Annotated in this window: 15 protein-coding genes and 1 pseudogene; 10 read left to right on the top strand and 6 right to left on the bottom strand. The window is 59.4% G+C overall.

The features are described from left to right. A partial coding sequence (glmS, locus tag M0954_RS27950) for a glutamine--fructose-6-phosphate transaminase (isomerizing) (protein ID WP_297356732.1) occupies nucleotides 1-1,362 on the top strand: 1,362 nt, incomplete at its 5' end. Between the two features lie 639 nt (nucleotides 1,363-2,001). Then, a complete protein-coding gene (locus M0954_RS27945; protein ID WP_297356730.1) occupies nucleotides 2,002-3,252 on the top strand; it encodes an acyltransferase in 1,251 nt (416 codons plus the stop codon). A gap of 121 nt (nucleotides 3,253-3,373) precedes the next feature. On the opposite strand, the gene M0954_RS27940 is transcribed toward M0954_RS27945, so the two are convergent. Beyond that, complete coding sequence (locus M0954_RS27940) at nucleotides 3,374-3,712, bottom strand: hypothetical protein (protein ID WP_297356728.1); 339 nt, start codon at nucleotides 3,710-3,712, stop codon at nucleotides 3,374-3,376. 325 nt (nucleotides 3,713-4,037) lie between these two features. Here M0954_RS27940 and M0954_RS27935 point away from each other — a divergent pair, with 325 nt between their 5' ends. Both M0954_RS27935 and M0954_RS27930 read left to right on the top strand, forming a co-directional pair. Then, nucleotides 4,038-5,027 carry a TonB-dependent siderophore receptor gene (locus tag M0954_RS27935; protein WP_297356726.1) on the top strand — a complete coding sequence of 330 codons (990 nt, stop codon included), beginning with the start codon at nucleotides 4,038-4,040 and terminating at the stop codon, nucleotides 5,025-5,027. Then, nucleotides 5,024-5,719, top strand: coding sequence for a PepSY-associated TM helix domain-containing protein (locus M0954_RS27930; protein ID WP_297356723.1), 696 nt, complete (start codon nucleotides 5,024-5,026; stop codon nucleotides 5,717-5,719). The genes M0954_RS27935 and M0954_RS27930 overlap by 4 nt, the downstream gene beginning before the upstream one ends. A gap of 103 nt (nucleotides 5,720-5,822) precedes the next feature. Here the strand turns inward: M0954_RS27930 and M0954_RS27925 are convergent, their stop codons facing one another. Continuing rightward, entirely contained in the window at nucleotides 5,823-6,098 is a 276-nt protein-coding gene (locus M0954_RS27925) for a GlsB/YeaQ/YmgE family stress response membrane protein (protein WP_074262751.1), read from the bottom strand. 412 nt (nucleotides 6,099-6,510) lie between these two features. On the opposite strand from M0954_RS27925, the gene M0954_RS27920 reads away from it, so the two are divergent. Then, nucleotides 6,511-6,747, top strand: a complete 237-nt coding sequence (locus M0954_RS27920) for a hypothetical protein (RefSeq protein ID WP_297356721.1) — start codon at nucleotides 6,511-6,513, stop codon at nucleotides 6,745-6,747. A gap of 25 nt (nucleotides 6,748-6,772) precedes the next feature. Here the strand turns inward: M0954_RS27920 and M0954_RS27915 are convergent, their stop codons facing one another. Continuing rightward, nucleotides 6,773-7,840 carry a DnaJ C-terminal domain-containing protein gene (locus tag M0954_RS27915; RefSeq protein ID WP_297356720.1) on the bottom strand — a complete coding sequence of 356 codons (1,068 nt, stop codon included), beginning with the start codon at nucleotides 7,838-7,840 and terminating at the stop codon, nucleotides 6,773-6,775. Between the two features lie 276 nt (nucleotides 7,841-8,116). Between M0954_RS27915 and M0954_RS27910 the strand changes: the two are divergent. Then, a pseudogene (locus tag M0954_RS27910) lies at nucleotides 8,117-9,166 on the top strand (diguanylate cyclase). Between the two features lie 228 nt (nucleotides 9,167-9,394). Here the strand turns inward: M0954_RS27910 and M0954_RS27905 are convergent. Beyond that, on the bottom strand, nucleotides 9,395-9,739 hold the full coding sequence (locus tag M0954_RS27905; RefSeq protein ID WP_297356718.1) for a hypothetical protein: 345 nt from the start codon (nucleotides 9,737-9,739) through the stop codon (nucleotides 9,395-9,397). A gap of 199 nt (nucleotides 9,740-9,938) precedes the next feature. Here M0954_RS27905 and M0954_RS27900 point away from each other — a divergent pair, with 199 nt between their 5' ends. The 4 genes from M0954_RS27900 (at nucleotide 9,939) to M0954_RS27885 (ending at nucleotide 13,412) form a co-directional block, all read left to right on the top strand. Next, nucleotides 9,939-10,592, top strand: a complete 654-nt coding sequence (locus M0954_RS27900; protein ID WP_122152790.1) for a lytic transglycosylase domain-containing protein — start codon at nucleotides 9,939-9,941, stop codon at nucleotides 10,590-10,592. Nucleotides 10,593-10,849: 257 nt separating this feature from the next. Then, nucleotides 10,850-11,641: a DUF2242 domain-containing protein gene (locus M0954_RS27895; RefSeq protein ID WP_122152789.1), complete on the top strand. Its 792-nt coding sequence runs from the start codon at nucleotides 10,850-10,852 to the stop codon at nucleotides 11,639-11,641. A gap of 632 nt (nucleotides 11,642-12,273) precedes the next feature. Continuing rightward, nucleotides 12,274-12,549 carry a hypothetical protein gene (locus M0954_RS27890; RefSeq protein WP_123384998.1) on the top strand — a complete coding sequence of 92 codons (276 nt, stop codon included), beginning with the start codon at nucleotides 12,274-12,276 and terminating at the stop codon, nucleotides 12,547-12,549. Between the two features lie 110 nt (nucleotides 12,550-12,659). Continuing rightward, entirely contained in the window at nucleotides 12,660-13,412 is a 753-nt protein-coding gene (locus M0954_RS27885) for an IclR family transcriptional regulator C-terminal domain-containing protein (protein WP_122152787.1), read from the top strand. Nucleotides 13,413-13,558: 146 nt separating this feature from the next. Here the strand turns inward: M0954_RS27885 and M0954_RS27880 are convergent, their stop codons facing one another. Beyond that, nucleotides 13,559-13,846, bottom strand: a complete 288-nt coding sequence (locus M0954_RS27880; RefSeq protein WP_123384996.1) for a hypothetical protein — start codon at nucleotides 13,844-13,846, stop codon at nucleotides 13,559-13,561. A 101-nt stretch (nucleotides 13,847-13,947) separates the two neighbouring features. Beyond that, the gene (locus tag M0954_RS27875; protein ID WP_122152785.1) at nucleotides 13,948-14,694 is read right to left on the bottom strand and encodes a Mut7-C RNAse domain-containing protein; all 747 of its coding nucleotides are present in this window, start codon (nucleotides 14,692-14,694) and stop codon (nucleotides 13,948-13,950) included. Between the last annotated feature and the right edge of the window lie 48 nt (nucleotides 14,695-14,742).

Below are 14,742 nucleotides of genomic sequence, written 5' to 3'. Positions count from 1 at the left end.
GGCGCGTATGCGATTGCCGTGCTGCATAAGGATCAACCGCATACGGTGGTGGGCGCGCGTCAGGGTTCGCCGCTCGTCGTCGGGCTGGGCGAGAATGAGAATTTCCTCGCGTCCGATGCGCTCGCGCTCGCCGGTAGCACCGAGCGCTTCATCTTCCTCGAGGAAGGTGACGTGTGCGAGCTAACGCTCGAACAGGTGCGGATTGCGGACCGCGATGGCAACATTGTCCAGCGCGAAGTGCGTCAGGTGGCCGCGTATGGTGGCGCGGTCGAGTTGGGCCCATATCGCCACTTCATGCAGAAGGAAATCTTCGAGCAGCCGCGTGCGATTACCGACACGATTCCACAGGCTGAAACCTTCGATGCAGCGCTGTTTGGTGACGGTGCGCAGAAGGTGTTTGAGGGGATCGACAGCCTGCTGATTCTCGCGTGCGGCACGAGCTATTACTCGGGGCTGACGGCGAAGTACTGGCTGGAATCGGTGGCGAAGATTCCGACTCAGGTCGAGATTGCGAGCGAGTATCGCTATCGCGAGTCGGTGCCGAATCCCAAGGCGCTGGTGGTGGTGATTTCGCAGTCCGGCGAAACGGCGGATACGCTCGCGGCGCTGAAGCATGCGCAGTCGCTTGGGCATCAGCATACGCTGGCGGTGTGCAACGTCGGCACCAGCGCGATGGTGCGGCAGACTGAGTTCTCGTTTCTGACGCATGCAGGGCGTGAGATTGGCGTAGCGTCGACCAAGGCTTTCACGACGCAACTGGTGGCGCTGTTTGTGCTGGCGGTCACGCTGGGCAAATTGCGCGGGCATGTGAGTGCGTCGCAGGAAGCGGATTACATCAAGCAGTTGCGTCACTTGCCGGCGGCGCTTAATAGCGTGCTGGCGTTGGAGCCGCAGATCATCGCCTGGTCGGAGGAGTTTTCACGGAAGGAAAACGCGTTGTTCCTTGGGCGTGGGCTGCATTATCCGATCGCGCTTGAGGGTGCGCTGAAGCTCAAGGAGATTTCGTATATTCATGCTGAGGCTTATCCGGCGGGTGAGTTGAAGCATGGGCCGTTGGCGCTGGTGACCGAGGCGATGCCGGTGGTGACGGTGGCGCCGAATGATGCGCTGCTTGAAAAGCTCAAGTCGAATATTCAGGAAGTGCGGGCGCGCGGTGGTCAGCTTTACGTGTTTGCGGATGCGGATACGCGGATCGTCAATGACGAAGGTCTGCATGTGATTCGGATGCCTGAGCATTATGGGTTGTTGTCGCCCATTCTTCATGTGGTGCCGCTGCAGTTGCTGGCGTATCACACGGCGTGTGCACGGGGGACGGACGTAGATAAGCCAAGGAATCTTGCAAAGTCGGTGACTGTGGAGTGAGGGGGGGCGGTGGTTCGCGAGGCGGGGATAACCATCGCAACACGCAACAATGCCAGTAGACCTAGCCAGACCCCGCGCGGGACGTTCTCGTAATTTTCAATCAGCCGATACACGTCGGATTCCCTGTTGAAGGCGTAGCTTCCCTTGAGCTTCGCCTGATGGGTCCATGTCCTCACGAGGAATTGGGTCAGGCCTCCTGCACCGATCGCATTGACAACGCTTGGATTCCACTCGACGGTCTTGCCGTGAACCTGGCTTGCCGTGCTTGCCCAGCACGGGCACTTCTTTGACAGATTCGGGCTTCTTTGCAGCCTTTGCTTCGCAGAACGCCGCGGGTCCCCGGGGAAGCAGGCTGAAACCATAAACGCGCGATATTGCGCGTTTGCGCCGAGCCACAGATTGTCCTTGTTCGGGCATTCCACCTTCGTCGCAGCAAGACCATCCTGTTCGCCGCCTCGAATACAGCAACCGTGTTGGCCAACGCACGTTTGACCGACAAGCGACAGAGTAGGCTAATAATTACCTGAACAAGTCGTTCACGCAGCGTGTTGCTAGCGCCAACTGTGAGATTGAATAACGCGAAATATCGATGCGAGACTCGAGTATTGATTTCGAGCGACGCACCTGGATGTTTCGACCTTGTTTGCTATCTACGTAGGCCAGCAAAAAATGACCGGAACCGCGACGCGCGAGGAAATTGGACATACGGATAACGCACGTTCGGGTCAGATTCATATTACCGAAAATGCGGCATCAACCCGAAGCGAGCGCATCGAGGAAATAGACGGCATACGAGGCTGGGCTGCTCTCGCCGTTGTAATCTTTCACGCGTTACCAGAGACGTTTTCGAAAATCCATCCTGAGCTGATAAATTCCCTCTGGTGGTTTTTTATTGATGGAAAGTTGGCCGTTTGTATTTTCTTCATTTTGTCGGGGGATGCGCTTTCGACACCATTTATGGTAACGAGAAGAAAGAGCGTTTTGGACAAAATGGTGCTAAAAAGATATTTCAGACTTGCTGCACCTATATTTATAGTCGCCCTTATTACGGTAATCGTGATAAGAATTGGAGTGACCTATAATGTTACTGCGGCGAAGCTCGTGCACAACGAAATGTGGCTAGGCACGCTCCTTCCATCTCAATTCGGCAATCTTGAGATTTTTCAATTTTCCTTCGTGACTGTTTTCCACTTCGGGAACGGCGGACAGGATTTCAATCCGTTTCTCTGGACAATGCCTATCGAATTGATTGGGTCGATTTTGGTGTTCATGTATCTCTACGTGCAGGACAGATTAAAAAAACCAATACTCGCGTTGATATTGATAACCATATTTTTTGCTATCGCCGACCGCTGGTTCGCGATGTTTTTTATAGGTGTGTTGCTAAGCTATTTCAGGGCGACGGGTGGATTGGACAGAATTAGAAATAGAATGACAACGAGAGTAGGCGCACCTCTTCTTGTTTTGGTTGCATATTTGATCGACAGCTATTTTATCAGTCACGCGCCGATAACCACTAGCTCTGGCCTGAAGCTGTTGATGTTATCACTTGTGCAGAATAATCAAAAATTCATCATGGCAGCACTTTGCGTCGTGGGGGCATATGCAAGTATCGATGCATGCCGTTTTTTCAGAAACACCTTATCGAGATTTTTAGGGGAAATTTCCTTCCCGATTTATTTGATGCAACTGGTGGTGTTCTGCACTCTGTCTTCTTTTATGATTGACCGATTCGGCCGGACGCTCGATGACCTGAAAGTTTGCCTGATAATAGCTACGCTGGGAGTGGTTTTTACGATTATATGCGGCTACTTTCTCTCTATCGTGGAGCGCTATGTCATGGGAATGATCGATAGAGTTCTGTCAACGGTAATGACAAAACGAACCTAAAGAACGAGGGACCGAACGGTCGCGAGTCTTCGGTTCGGTGCCGTCGAAGACAAACATATTTGCAATGAATCACGACCCGTCCGTTGGGGACGCGCGTCGGCCGACCTCGCACCACAGCGTCCTACGCCGGTCCGAAAACAACCGCACCGACGCCAGCAACATGCGTAAAGCTTCGAACAAACCGGTACACCTGATCCCCAAGCTCTATCCGGTTCACTCCAGCCCGCGTCAGTTCAAGTATCTCGTCAGCCACGCCTGCGGCGATGGTTCCTTGGCGAGCCAACGGGTTCTCCTCGTCCGCTGGCTCTCCGACATAGACTGAACAGACACTCACCTCGTGGCGCATCATCACCACGGACTTACCTTTGTCCAGCGCGAGGTCGAGGTATTTGCTCAGAGCGAGCAGCGACTCCGGCGTCGCATCCTGCGGACTGTTCACCAGCTCGGAAGAAGTAGTCATCTCGCTGTCCCTTTCGAAGGCGCCTGTCCTGAAGAAGAAGGCTCACACGACTCCACTATAAGCAGCCATCCGCATATTCGGAACATGTTTGCGCTGACATTTGCCGCGAGGCGAGCTGCCGCCCACTAAGCCGTCGACCGGCAACCGTCCACCCACACCCCACCAGAAAATTTCCCGTCATCGTTCAGAAAGGTTACATCTCATTTGCTTTCAAACGGTAATGATTCGCATTAATATTTGTAATGTTCCCGGGCACCACGTACCAAACTGGTCCGTGCCGCGCCGAGCGAGCGTTTCGTACGGGGAAATCTTCATGCACGGTGGTATGCGGTACAAACTTTTGTCGATTCGACGCAAGCGTAACTGGATCGGCACACTACTGGCGGCGAGCGTAATCACCACTTCCGCGCAGGCAGCGGACACGGCCGAGACGCCGGACAACACCGCAAAAGCAAACGCAAACAGCAGCACCAAAAGTAGCGCAAAAACCGCCGCAAGCAGCACCGCAGACGACACCAACCAGCTCGCCCCCGTGAAAATCACAAGCGAGAAGTCAAAACATTTCGCCCCCGCGAGCATCGAAACCGGCCCCTACAAAGGCCTCGACGCACTCGACGTACCCGCAACCGTCAACGTAGTGACGCGCGACGTGATGGACGCGCAAGGCGACACGGGTTTGTACGACGCGTTACGCAATGTAGCCGGCGTAACCCGCCTGCAGTTGAACGGACTCGCCTACGACAACCTGGCGATCCGCGGCATCGCGCTCGACAACCGCTCGAGCTACTACATCGACGGCATCCTGTCGATCGACAACAACGTCTGGATGCCGATGGAAGACAAGGAGCGAGTTGAAGTCATGAAGGGCGCGTCGGCCCTCTACTACGGCTTCACCGTTCCGGCCGGCGTCGTCAACATGGTCATGAAGCGGGCAGGTGCGGAGCCCGTCACGAGCGTGACGGCGCTCGCTGACTCGAACGGTTCGTACGGCGTCGCGGTTGATCTCTCCCGGCACTTCGGACAGGACAACCAGTTCGGCATTCGCGTCAACGCCATGGACGAACACGTCGAGACGCCGATCGAAGGCGATCGCGGCTATCGCAAGTTCGTCAGCGCCACGCTCGACTGGAAAGTGAACAGCAAGCTCAAGCTTCAATACGATTTCGAGCACGTCGAATCGAGCATCGTCGAACAGGCGGGCACCGTGCCGCTCGCCGCTAAGAACGGCGTCATCACGCTGCCGGCGATCCCGGATCCGTCGAAGCTGCTGGTCAGCAACGCGTATCCGACCAGATCGAGCGCCGATATCCGATGAACGACCTCGCGACCCGTAGCGGCGCAAATACGGAATTCAAAGACCGGCCTCGATCCCGCGCCAGCGGCTCGCGTTCGTTTCGCAGCATCTTTCTCAAATGGCTGCGTAAGGTGCACGGCTGGATCGGTCTGTGGGGTGCGGTGTTGGGCCTGCTGTTCGGCGTGACCGGCTTTCTGCAGAACCATCGCGCGACGATGAAGATCAAGGTCGGCGGCCCGGTCGTTTCGACTGTGCAGATGCCCGTGGACGCGGCGCAGTTCAAGACGCCGCGTGAACTGGCCGGCTGGCTGCGTACCGAACTGAAACTCGACCGGCCCGCGGAGCGCGTCACGCGCGATCCATCTGGCCCAGTCACGTGGGGCGATCAGTCGGTGATTCAACCGGAGCATTGGGAAGTGCGCTTTAACGCGCCGAACTATCTCGTCAGTGCGGAGTACTGGAAGGGCGGCACGTTTGTCAGCGTCGAGCGGCGCGATCAAGGCATCGTTGCGACGCTCGAAGGTTTGCATCGTTCGACGGGTGCGAGCGTCGGCTGGATTCTGCTTGCCGATTCGATGGCCGGCAACATGATTCTGCTGTCGTTGACGGGCGTGATCCTGTGGACCGAACTGAACCGCAGACGCACGATCGGAGCGTTGATTTTCATGTCCTCGATCGCCGCGGTGATCATCTTGGGCATTCAGACGCTCTAGTGCCTGAGCCTGTCGCACTGGGCTGATGAGCCCTTCGAGTTCGTGGCCCAGACCGGCGCAAACGACGCGCTCGGCCCAGGTCAGACTCTTCAAAAAGCCGTTGCTAAAGCGAACTCGCTCGTCCGCGACTGAAAAGACGAATAATGAAGAGCAAAATAACTGCGCCGATGAGCGCCGTTATTAGCGAGCCGATAATACCGCCGCCCAGATGCAGGCCGAGCGCTCCGCCAAGCCAGCCTCCTATGAAGGCGCCGACAATCCCGACGATGATGTCGACGACGATGCCGAAGCCACCACCGTCGACGATACGCCCCGCCAAGGCACCAGCAATGCCTCCGATAATTAGCCAGAAAATGATGCCATGTGAGACCGGGTCCATATTTACCTCCTGGTGGGCAGAATCCGCGCTAGCGGTGAGCAAGCATTCCGGTCGTTAGACCGCCCGTTTAGCCGGGCACAAGGCATGAACCGGGCGGAGTCCTTCAGGATCTCCAGCCGGTTTGCCGGGAATGGGTTACTGCTGAGCAAGTGGCGTGCCTTGTCGCTGCCTCACGTACGCCGGGTAGTCACGTGGCGCCGAAACGCGACCCGGCCACAGTGAACACCGGCTTCAAGCCCTTTTTTATTTATTTTTTTGCTGTTGCGCCCGCGTTGTGCAGAGCCGGATACTGGATCTGCCCGTGTCGTCTCCTCTGCGGGTGCATCAATTTTGGCCCGCGCCATGCGGGCTCCTTTTGAGCGACGTATGCAGACGCTAGCCAGTGGATTGGTCATTTGATTCCGGAGGCGCCATGGAAGTCTGCGACAGATGTGCCGACATTGACGGATGTCCGGTTGATACTCAACGTCAGGAGGGCGTGACGTTGATCGGCGTGGCCGAGTGCAACGGTACGCTAGCGCTTGAGCACTATCGCTGCGATGAATGCCAGGCTGTCATCGCCAGACGATTCACGGGTGACACCGAGGAACGTATCTGGAGCGTCATTGAAGGCGGCCAGCGGCCATCACTACCGCATTGCAGCGCATGAAGCGGGTACAAGGCAACGCGAAATATCAGCTGTCCGAGCTATCCCCAGAACCACGGCGCGCCGCATCCGCAAACATTTCCTGAAAAGCGTGACGCTGTTCGTCTGTTAAAAGCGTCGCTGCCGTAGGCATGGCAAGCGCGATGCGAAGCCGAAGATCCCCTTGATTTCCCGCCTTGTCCGATAATCCGCGCGCCGGCAGGCGAATGACACTTCCCTGCTGCGAGTTCGGCAGAATCGTGACGCGCAGGTCGCGTCCGAGCACCTTTGCTTCGACGGACCCTCCAAGCGTCGCCGTCACAAAATCGACTTGGAGTTCTCCGCTCAGGTTCAGTCCTTCGCGCGTAAAGTCGGAGCCACATACAACGGCTATCGAGAAGATCGCGTCGCCAGCAGCGCCACCATGCACGCCTGGAAATCCACCGCCCGCCACGACGAGTCTCTGACCATCCCATGCGCCGGGAGGCACCTCGACGGTGTCCGAGTTCCAGTAGCTTTCCGTCCCCGTGCCGTCGCACGACGGGCACGATTGCTTGCTCGTCGTACGTCCCGCACCGGAGCAGGTGCCGCACCGTAGCCCGTCGCCTGTTTGGCCCCACCCTTCGCAGCCTGAACACTGCGCCACCTTGGACTGGAAGCCTTTGCCCCGGCATCGATGGCAGGTCTCGGTGACCTGATAACGCGTCGCGGCCTCGCCACCGTTCAACGCCACTTCGACAGGCACGTACAGCTGGTTGAGCCGGTTTGCTCCGCGCATGGGCAGCGGTCCGCGATTCGGACCATAGGCGCCCGCTCGCCCCGATGCAGACCTTGCGGTCCGTTCGGTGTGCCCTGCCGCGTGTTCCTGCTGTTGATGAGGCGCATTGCGAGCCGCGTCATGGGCACGTGTGCGCATGTGCAAGGGCGCTTCGCGCTCGCCAGTGAGAATCTCGAACGCCTCCTGGACCAGCTTGAAAGCCGGCTCGACGTTAGATTCCGCGCCTTTGTTGCGGTCGGGGTGGTACTTCGCCCGCAAGCGCCGATGCGCCCGCTTAATCTCGGCAGGCGAGGCAGTGTTTGGCAAGCCCAGTCGTCCGTAGTATTCATCAAGGCTCACGTGTATGTCCCTTCGTTTTCTTGCAGAAACAAGACGATCCCCCAACGTCAAAAAAAGCGAAGCTGCCGCCAAAATACACCAAACCGAACGCCTGCGAAATGGGGAGCGGTTACGCCAAAAACAGCAAATCCCTAGGTTATTTTCAATACATCCCTACGCCAACTCGCTTTGGTATTCGTCGGTGACGATGCACTCTGTTCAGCGAATCGCGCCAGGCGCAGGTTTGGCTGTTTGTCGCCGGCGCAGCGGTCACTTCGCCAATTTTTGTCCCGTAGAATGTGTGCCGGTAACCTGCCCTCGGAGAGAACCTTGCAGAGAGCCTTCAATGACTCCGTTCCCTGCAGCGAAACGCTTCTCGCGATCGTCAGAGCGCAGACAGAGATCGCCAAACTGGGACTCGATCTTGGCGGCGTCATGAGCTTCGTCACCGAGCGGGTTCAGCAACTGACACACGCCGACGGCGCCGTCGTCGAGCTTGCTGAGGGCGATGAAATGGTCTATTGCGCGAGTTCGGGCATCGCTGCCACGCTGCTGGGTTTGCGCCTCAAGCGTAACGGTAGCCTGTCCGGTTTGTGCGTGGAGAGCGGCGAGATCCTGCGATGCCTTGACTCGGAAATCGACCCGCGTGTCGACCGGGAGGCTTGCCGGCGAGTCGGCCTGCGCTCGATGATCGTCACGCCGCTCAGGCATGTGGATACGACGGTGGGTGTACTGAAGGTCGTGGGGGCAGCGCCGGGCGCGTTCACTGATGACGACATTCGCTCGCTCGAGCTGATGTCCGAACTGATTGCCGCTGCCATGTTTCATGCGGCGAAGCACGAGACCAGCGAGCTTTATCTTCTGGCTACGCGTGATGCGCTGACAGGGTTGCCGGACCGTGCGCTGTTTTACGACCGTCTGCGGCAGGCGATTCAACTCGCTCAACGGTCTTTGGAACCGCTCGGCATTCTTAATCTTGACCTCAACGACCTGAAACCCATCAACGACCGTTACGGCCACCGGGCAGGCGATGCGGCGATCAAGGTAGCCGCCGATCGCATGAACAGAACGGCGCGGCGTTCGGACACGGTAGCGCGCGTGGGTGGCGACGAATTCGCCGTCATCCTGCCCGGTATCCACTCGAAGGCCGATGCTTAGCGGCTTGGCATGCGCATGGTCGAACAGGATCGTGAGCCGTTCGAGTTCGAGGGGCGCGTGCTTGACCTCGATATCAGCGTCGGCGCTGCCGTGCTCCCTGATGACGGCGTCGAGATGACCACCCTCATCGATCGGGCCGATCAGGCCATGTACGAAGCCAAGCGGATCCGAAAGGAAGGGCGGACGTGACGCGAGGCCGTGCACGCTCCTCGGTAGTCTGATTGCGAGTCCTTTGGGCTGGGTTCGGCACACACGTGTCCGTCAGCCTGGGAAAGTTATTGATCTAAAAAATCGGTCACGCGCGCCGTTATGCCGTTGCACAGGCCCTGGATAAGGCCGCATCGGTGTACTCGCCGCTCGCACCCTGCGCGAAGCAATGTCGATTTTTCTTGTCGAGCGCTGAGCGGGTGAAATGGCTCAAAGCGCTTCGTAACACAGCGCCATCATTCTCTGCACCATGGTGCTTGCCTCGTTGAGTTCCATCTCGCTGGTGAACAGCGCGTTCACGCTCGACAGGCGCACTGCGACGCCTGCATCCAGCAGGTCCTTGCTGGCGATCTTCAGTGCAAGCTGGCCGATGCGCACGCGGTCGAGCCATTGCATGTTCAACTGGTTCTTGTCGAGCCACTGACGGCAGCATTGGACTACATGGTCCACGCGCCAGTCGTTAGTCAGCGCGTACGACGCGGCGGCAATCGCGACGAGGAAGCACAACAGGTCGGGACGCGCGCTGTCGGGCTCGGAGAATTCGGGTTTGTTCATGCCTATCTGATTGCCGTCGTTGATCAACATCACCACATAGGGCCGTAGCCCCGAGAATCAATACCGCTGCAATATCTACCGTATCTGGCGCCGCACGTTCCGGCCCAGATCAGTATTTTTCCGTATGTTCTGAAGATTTGCTGCCTCTTTTTCGAGCATCGGTATAATACGACCTTCTCCTCTCCAACGTTATCCACTCATGAGCCGACTACTTTGTCTGATCATGCTGTCGCTTTGCCTCATGCAGAGCGCGATGGCCGAAGAGAGCGACCACGACCGTATCTCGCAATATCTGACGCAAAAGTTTGGCCTCGCCAAGGCAAAAGCCGAGCAAATCTCCACCGCCGTGCAGTCCGCCGCGGCCAAGTATTCGCTGCCGCCGGCGCTTCTGCTGGCGATCATCTCAATTGAATCCCGGTTTAAAGAAAAGGCCAAAGGCCCGCGTGGCGCCACGGGCCTGATGCAGGTCGTGCCGGCCGCCCACCGCGGGTTGCTGCGCAACGTTAAAGACCTGACCGAGCCGACGGCCAATATTGAGGCTGGCTCTGCCATCCTGCACGGCTACATGCAATCGGCCGGCGGCAATATGAGTCTCGCGTTGAAGAGCTATGGTGGTTCGATGGCTTACGCGCAGATGGTGAGCACGCGGGTCGAGACGTTTGCGCCGGTTGTCGCCGAACAGGGCGGCGGGGTGCGCCCTGTCGCGGACGACGCGGCATGCGGCGGTCGCGTTGCCGACTGCGCCCCCTCCGCTGACGGAGCCCGTACATTCTTTATTCCTCCTGCGAGCGCGGTGCTGGGCTCGTCTTCGACGGGCCTGTCATCTGCTGGCACGGCTTCGGCGGCGCCCTGATCTGATCTGACTTGACCGGTCGCGCAAACGCGCAGCCAAAGCCCACCGGGCAACTGACGGCCGTCCGGCTACCTTAGTCGGCTCCGCGATCATTTTGTCACCGTCCCGAACGCCAGGCGCCGCACGCCACGCTAACGAAAAGCCTACAAACCTTTTTGTTTCAACGCGTTACGCGTTTTGCCGGTTGTTTTCGCTCTGTCAGGCAACCGCTCTACAATGCATGCCATTCGACGTTAAGTAGTCTGCCTTCCGGAATCATGCGTACCTCATTTTCTAAAGCTACCGTAGCCTCGCTGTTTGGGCTGCTCGGGCTTGCCGCCTGTTCAAGCTCGTCACAACCGAAATTCCAACAGGAACAGTTCGATACGGGCGCGAGCCCCTTCGCCCGCAATTTCAACGCTAGCACCGCTGACACCTGCGAAGCTGCGCGTCGCGCGCTGCTGAGCCAGGGTTACATGACGACGTTGACGCACCCCGATACCGTCGACGGCACCAAGAACTTCCAGCCCACCGGCGATTCGCACGTGATGGTGGAGTTTCATGTCGTTTGCACGCCGGGTGAAGAAGCCAGCGACACCAGCATCGTCTACGTGAATGCGGTGCAGGACGGCTTTGCCATGAAGAAAAGCGATACCTCGGCGAGCGTCGGTCTGAGCATAATCGGTTCGGTGTCGCTGCCGATCCGCTCGAACAACGACGAGATGGTGAAAATCTCCAGCGAGACAATTCCGTCGGGCAAGTTCTACGATCGTTTCTTCGGGCTCGTCGATCACTATCTGCAGACGGTCGTGCGTACTGACCCTGTCAAGTCGAGCGATGTGATGAGCATGCCGCTTCCCGCTGCCTCGACGGTGCCGACAGCGGCGCCCGTACCGATCGTGCCGGCGCCGATGGTGGCGGCCAACCGGGTGGTGGCGCCGCCGTCCAGCGCATTGAACAAGCCGGTCGCGGCCGGGGCGCCGGTGGCTCCTGTGTCGTCTGTCGAGCCGGATATTCTGGGCCGTCCGGATATGACGCAGCCAGCCAGTTCGGCCAGCGTCAGCCCATAAGAACGCGCGGTGTTGATCACCGCACCGGTTGATCGACGCTGGTTTTTTTGCCGCCATGCGTGTTCGTCGCGGCGCGTCCGCAACCGCAGAGTTCCGGCTACGTGCGCAGCCGTAGAGCCCCGCCATCACTCCGTATTTCTCCCCCTTCAAGATTGCCGCCGGCGTGCCGTTTAACTGTTGTCACTGCGGTGCGATTCTGAAACAGCCGCCGTCCGGTTAGCCACCAGTCCCATCAGTGCGTTGCGGTCGCCAGCGCACATACCGCACTGCGCCAATGCGCGCACATTGAGGTCGGACGGCGCAGACGTCCGGCGCGCACGAGTTTGACCGTGACTGTTGCTATTTAGTCAAAAACCTCACAGCGGTGCGCCGTCCCGGCATAAAGTTAAAGTGCTTTCTCAGGTTACTGGTGCAGTGCGGGGGTGTTCGATGAAACGCAGATCAGCACGACAGCTTGTCCGTCTACTCTCGGACATCAGACACGCCACTCATTGCAGTACGCTGCGGGCCGCGGCGACCAGCCGGGCCATCGAACTGGCCGAAGCCGAAGCCGACGAGCCGTCCACCCCAGATAACGATAGTGTCGACGACACGCGGGACGTATCCCAGGACGAACGCTCGTGGAGACGGTCATGAGAGCTGCCTGCGAGCAATCCCTGCGCTTTCTGGTCGAGAAGTGGCTGGCGCCGGCTCCGTCGAATCCCATTCGTGTCACCGAATTCAGCCGCACCCGCGCGGGCGGCAGACGCTACGTACGCGTCGAAACCGCGTTGGCGGAGGGCGACCGGAGTCTGTTTTTCTTCAGACACGACGACGGATGCTGGTGCGTGTTTCCGCCCACTGCCGACAGCCGGAAGGAGGCGCGGGAGAACCTGGCCGAGCGGTTCGGATTCGCCCAATCCTGGTGAGTGGAAGGCCTGGATTTTCAAACAGCCGCTACTGGATGTCACGCGCGATAATCGCGCAATCGCGTTGACCTGCTTGCGGGACGGCGTCGGGCGGACATCAGGCGGATCCCATGGATGACAAGGACTGGATAGCCGGCGCGGCGAAAGCACTGGCGATCATCGAGGCGTTTGACGAGGAACATGCGCGCATGACCCCCACGATGGTCGCAACGCGCGCGGGCCTGTCGCGCACGGCGGCGCGCCGCTACCTGTTGACTTTGCGTGAGCTCGGCTACGTCGATACCGACGGCAAGCTGTTCTGGCTCGCGCCGCGCGTGCTGCGACTCGGTCAATCGTATCTGGACTCGGCGCGCTTGCCGCGCACTGTGCAGCCGTTCCTGCAGCGGATCACGGCGACGCTGCAGGAAACCGCGCTGGTCGCGATTCTCGACGAACACGATGTGGTCTACGTGGCCCGCAACGGTGTGAACCGGGCGATGGCGGTCGGCTTCGTGCTCGGGTCGCGGGCGGCGGCGCCGTTGTCGTCGGCGGGTCTGGTGCTGCTGGCGTTTCAGACGCCGGAGGTCATCGAGCGATGGCTCGCGTCGTACGAAATCAAGGTTTTTACACCACAAACCTACTCCACCATCGAGCAGCTTCGTGAGGTGCTGGGTGAGGTGCGCCGCAATGGCTACGTCGTTACGGATCAGCAGCTCGAGCTCGGCATGCGCGGCGTCGCGGTGCCGTTGCGCGACCGGCACGGCTCGGTGGTGGCCGCGATCAGCGTCAGCATGCCGATCGGCCAGGAGTCGGCCAATGCTGCCTTGCATCGGGTTTTGCCGACGCTCCAGGAAACCGCCAGCCTGCTACGCAATCTGGTTTAGGCAGCGGCGCAGACTGTCGAGCCGGTTTGGAGCCAGGAGACAAAAAGGCCAGAGCATCGCGCTCTGGCCTCTCTTCATAGATGCCGCATGATCTTGCTGCGCGCGGTTCAGCCGGTTGGTGCTGAGCGCAGCAAACCGGCGGGATTTTACGACGCGTCTGCCGGGAGCCCACGCTGGATAACTTCGGTCAGCAAGCCCGTCATGCCTTCCGGATGCGTAGCCGCGCGTTCCTTCAATTGCTCGACGAGTTCCGCGTTGAGCTTGCACGCGAACGGCACGAGCCCCTGCGCCTGGTCGAGCTTGCGTTGTTCGCGACGGTCGAGCACGGGCGTAGCGGCGGACCCTTTGCCGAAGCGGTCGGCGGTCGACAGTTTCATGGAATGGGTTAGTTTGAGGGCCTTGTTCTTCTCAAGGTCGGTTTTTTTCATCGGCATACGGAAAGCCTCTGCAGGGTAGGTAATCCCGCATTGTACGCATCGCGCCAGCTCGCCAGCTGGAGAGGGGTTCCGGCGGGATCAAACGTTAGTGCCATCGCTCAGGCGCGTTCACCCGCCACGCTGTCCATCAACGCTCGCATGCGCTGCCAATGTGTGCCCTCCCAGAACACGCGCCGGCACACGTCGCAGGTGACAAACTGGCTGTGCCGTTCAAGCACGCCCTCGGGCGCGCGGCCGGCTACCTCGTCTTTGAGAATACGCCGCAGCGGAACGTTGCAGGTCAGGCACAAGCGAAACGGCCGGGCGCTGCCGGCCAGGTCGAGCCGGTCGAAAATCTCGCGCAACTGCGCCTTGGGTTTGAGCGTGCGGACGTAGCAGCCATGGGTGATCGTGCGCCGCTTGAGTAATTCGCGGTCGCGAGTCAGCACGATGCGCTGTTCCGCGGCGGCCAGCACTTCGATGTCGGCGTCGGGGTAGTGGTTGTCGTAGAGCGTGTCGAAGCCGGCTAGCCGCAGCAGTTGCGCGAGGCCGCCTAGGTGGGCATCGGCGATAAAACGCATCACACGCAACGGGCGTTCACGCACGCGCAGCAGCGGCTGGATGTCCAGCGCCTCGAACTTCGGATAAACCGCCACGCGGTCACCGTCAGCCAGCTGACGCTCGAAGCCGACCGACTCGCCGTTCACCAGGATCAATTCGACTTCCGTGTGCGGCACGCCGAGCGCTTCGATCATGTGCTTGGCCGTGGCGGCGTCCGCGCAGGCACAACTGAACGCGCGCTGGCGCAGCGGCCGGGCGAGGAAATCGTTCAGCTCCTCATAGAAGCGGAATGTCGCGGTGACCATCGCGTCAGTATGGCACTGGGGGGCATTGCGTGCTGGCTGCACGTCTCG

Source organism: Paraburkholderia sp. (assembly GCF_026225065.1).
Lineage (GTDB): Bacteria > Pseudomonadota > Gammaproteobacteria > Burkholderiales > Burkholderiaceae > Paraburkholderia.
The sequence above is the reverse complement of the archived record's forward strand: the minus strand, read 5'-3'. Positions and strand labels throughout refer to the sequence as shown.

Excerpts from the sequence above, each read along its gene's own strand:
- M0954_RS27940 (WP_297356728.1), bottom strand. The coding sequence starts at position 3,712 with ATGACTACTTCTTCCGAGCTGGTGAACAGTCCGCAGGATGCGACGCCG.
- M0954_RS27935 (WP_297356726.1), top strand. The coding sequence starts at position 4,038 with ATGCGGTACAAACTTTTGTCGATTCGACGCAAGCGTAACTGGATCGGC.
- M0954_RS27930 (WP_297356723.1), top strand. The coding sequence starts at position 5,024 with ATGAACGACCTCGCGACCCGTAGCGGCGCAAATACGGAATTCAAAGAC.
- M0954_RS27925 (WP_074262751.1), bottom strand. The coding sequence starts at position 6,098 with ATGGACCCGGTCTCACATGGCATCATTTTCTGGCTAATTATCGGAGGC.
- M0954_RS27920 (WP_297356721.1), top strand. The coding sequence starts at position 6,511 with ATGGAAGTCTGCGACAGATGTGCCGACATTGACGGATGTCCGGTTGAT.
- M0954_RS27905 (WP_297356718.1), bottom strand. The coding sequence starts at position 9,739 with ATGAACAAACCCGAATTCTCCGAGCCCGACAGCGCGCGTCCCGACCTG.
- M0954_RS27900 (WP_122152790.1), top strand. The coding sequence starts at position 9,939 with ATGAGCCGACTACTTTGTCTGATCATGCTGTCGCTTTGCCTCATGCAG.
- M0954_RS27895 (WP_122152789.1), top strand. The coding sequence starts at position 10,850 with ATGCGTACCTCATTTTCTAAAGCTACCGTAGCCTCGCTGTTTGGGCTG.
- M0954_RS27890 (WP_123384998.1), top strand. The coding sequence starts at position 12,274 with ATGAGAGCTGCCTGCGAGCAATCCCTGCGCTTTCTGGTCGAGAAGTGG.
- M0954_RS27885 (WP_122152787.1), top strand. The coding sequence starts at position 12,660 with ATGGATGACAAGGACTGGATAGCCGGCGCGGCGAAAGCACTGGCGATC.
- M0954_RS27880 (WP_123384996.1), bottom strand. The coding sequence starts at position 13,846 with ATGCCGATGAAAAAAACCGACCTTGAGAAGAACAAGGCCCTCAAACTA.
- M0954_RS27875 (WP_122152785.1), bottom strand. The coding sequence starts at position 14,694 with ATGGTCACCGCGACATTCCGCTTCTATGAGGAGCTGAACGATTTCCTC.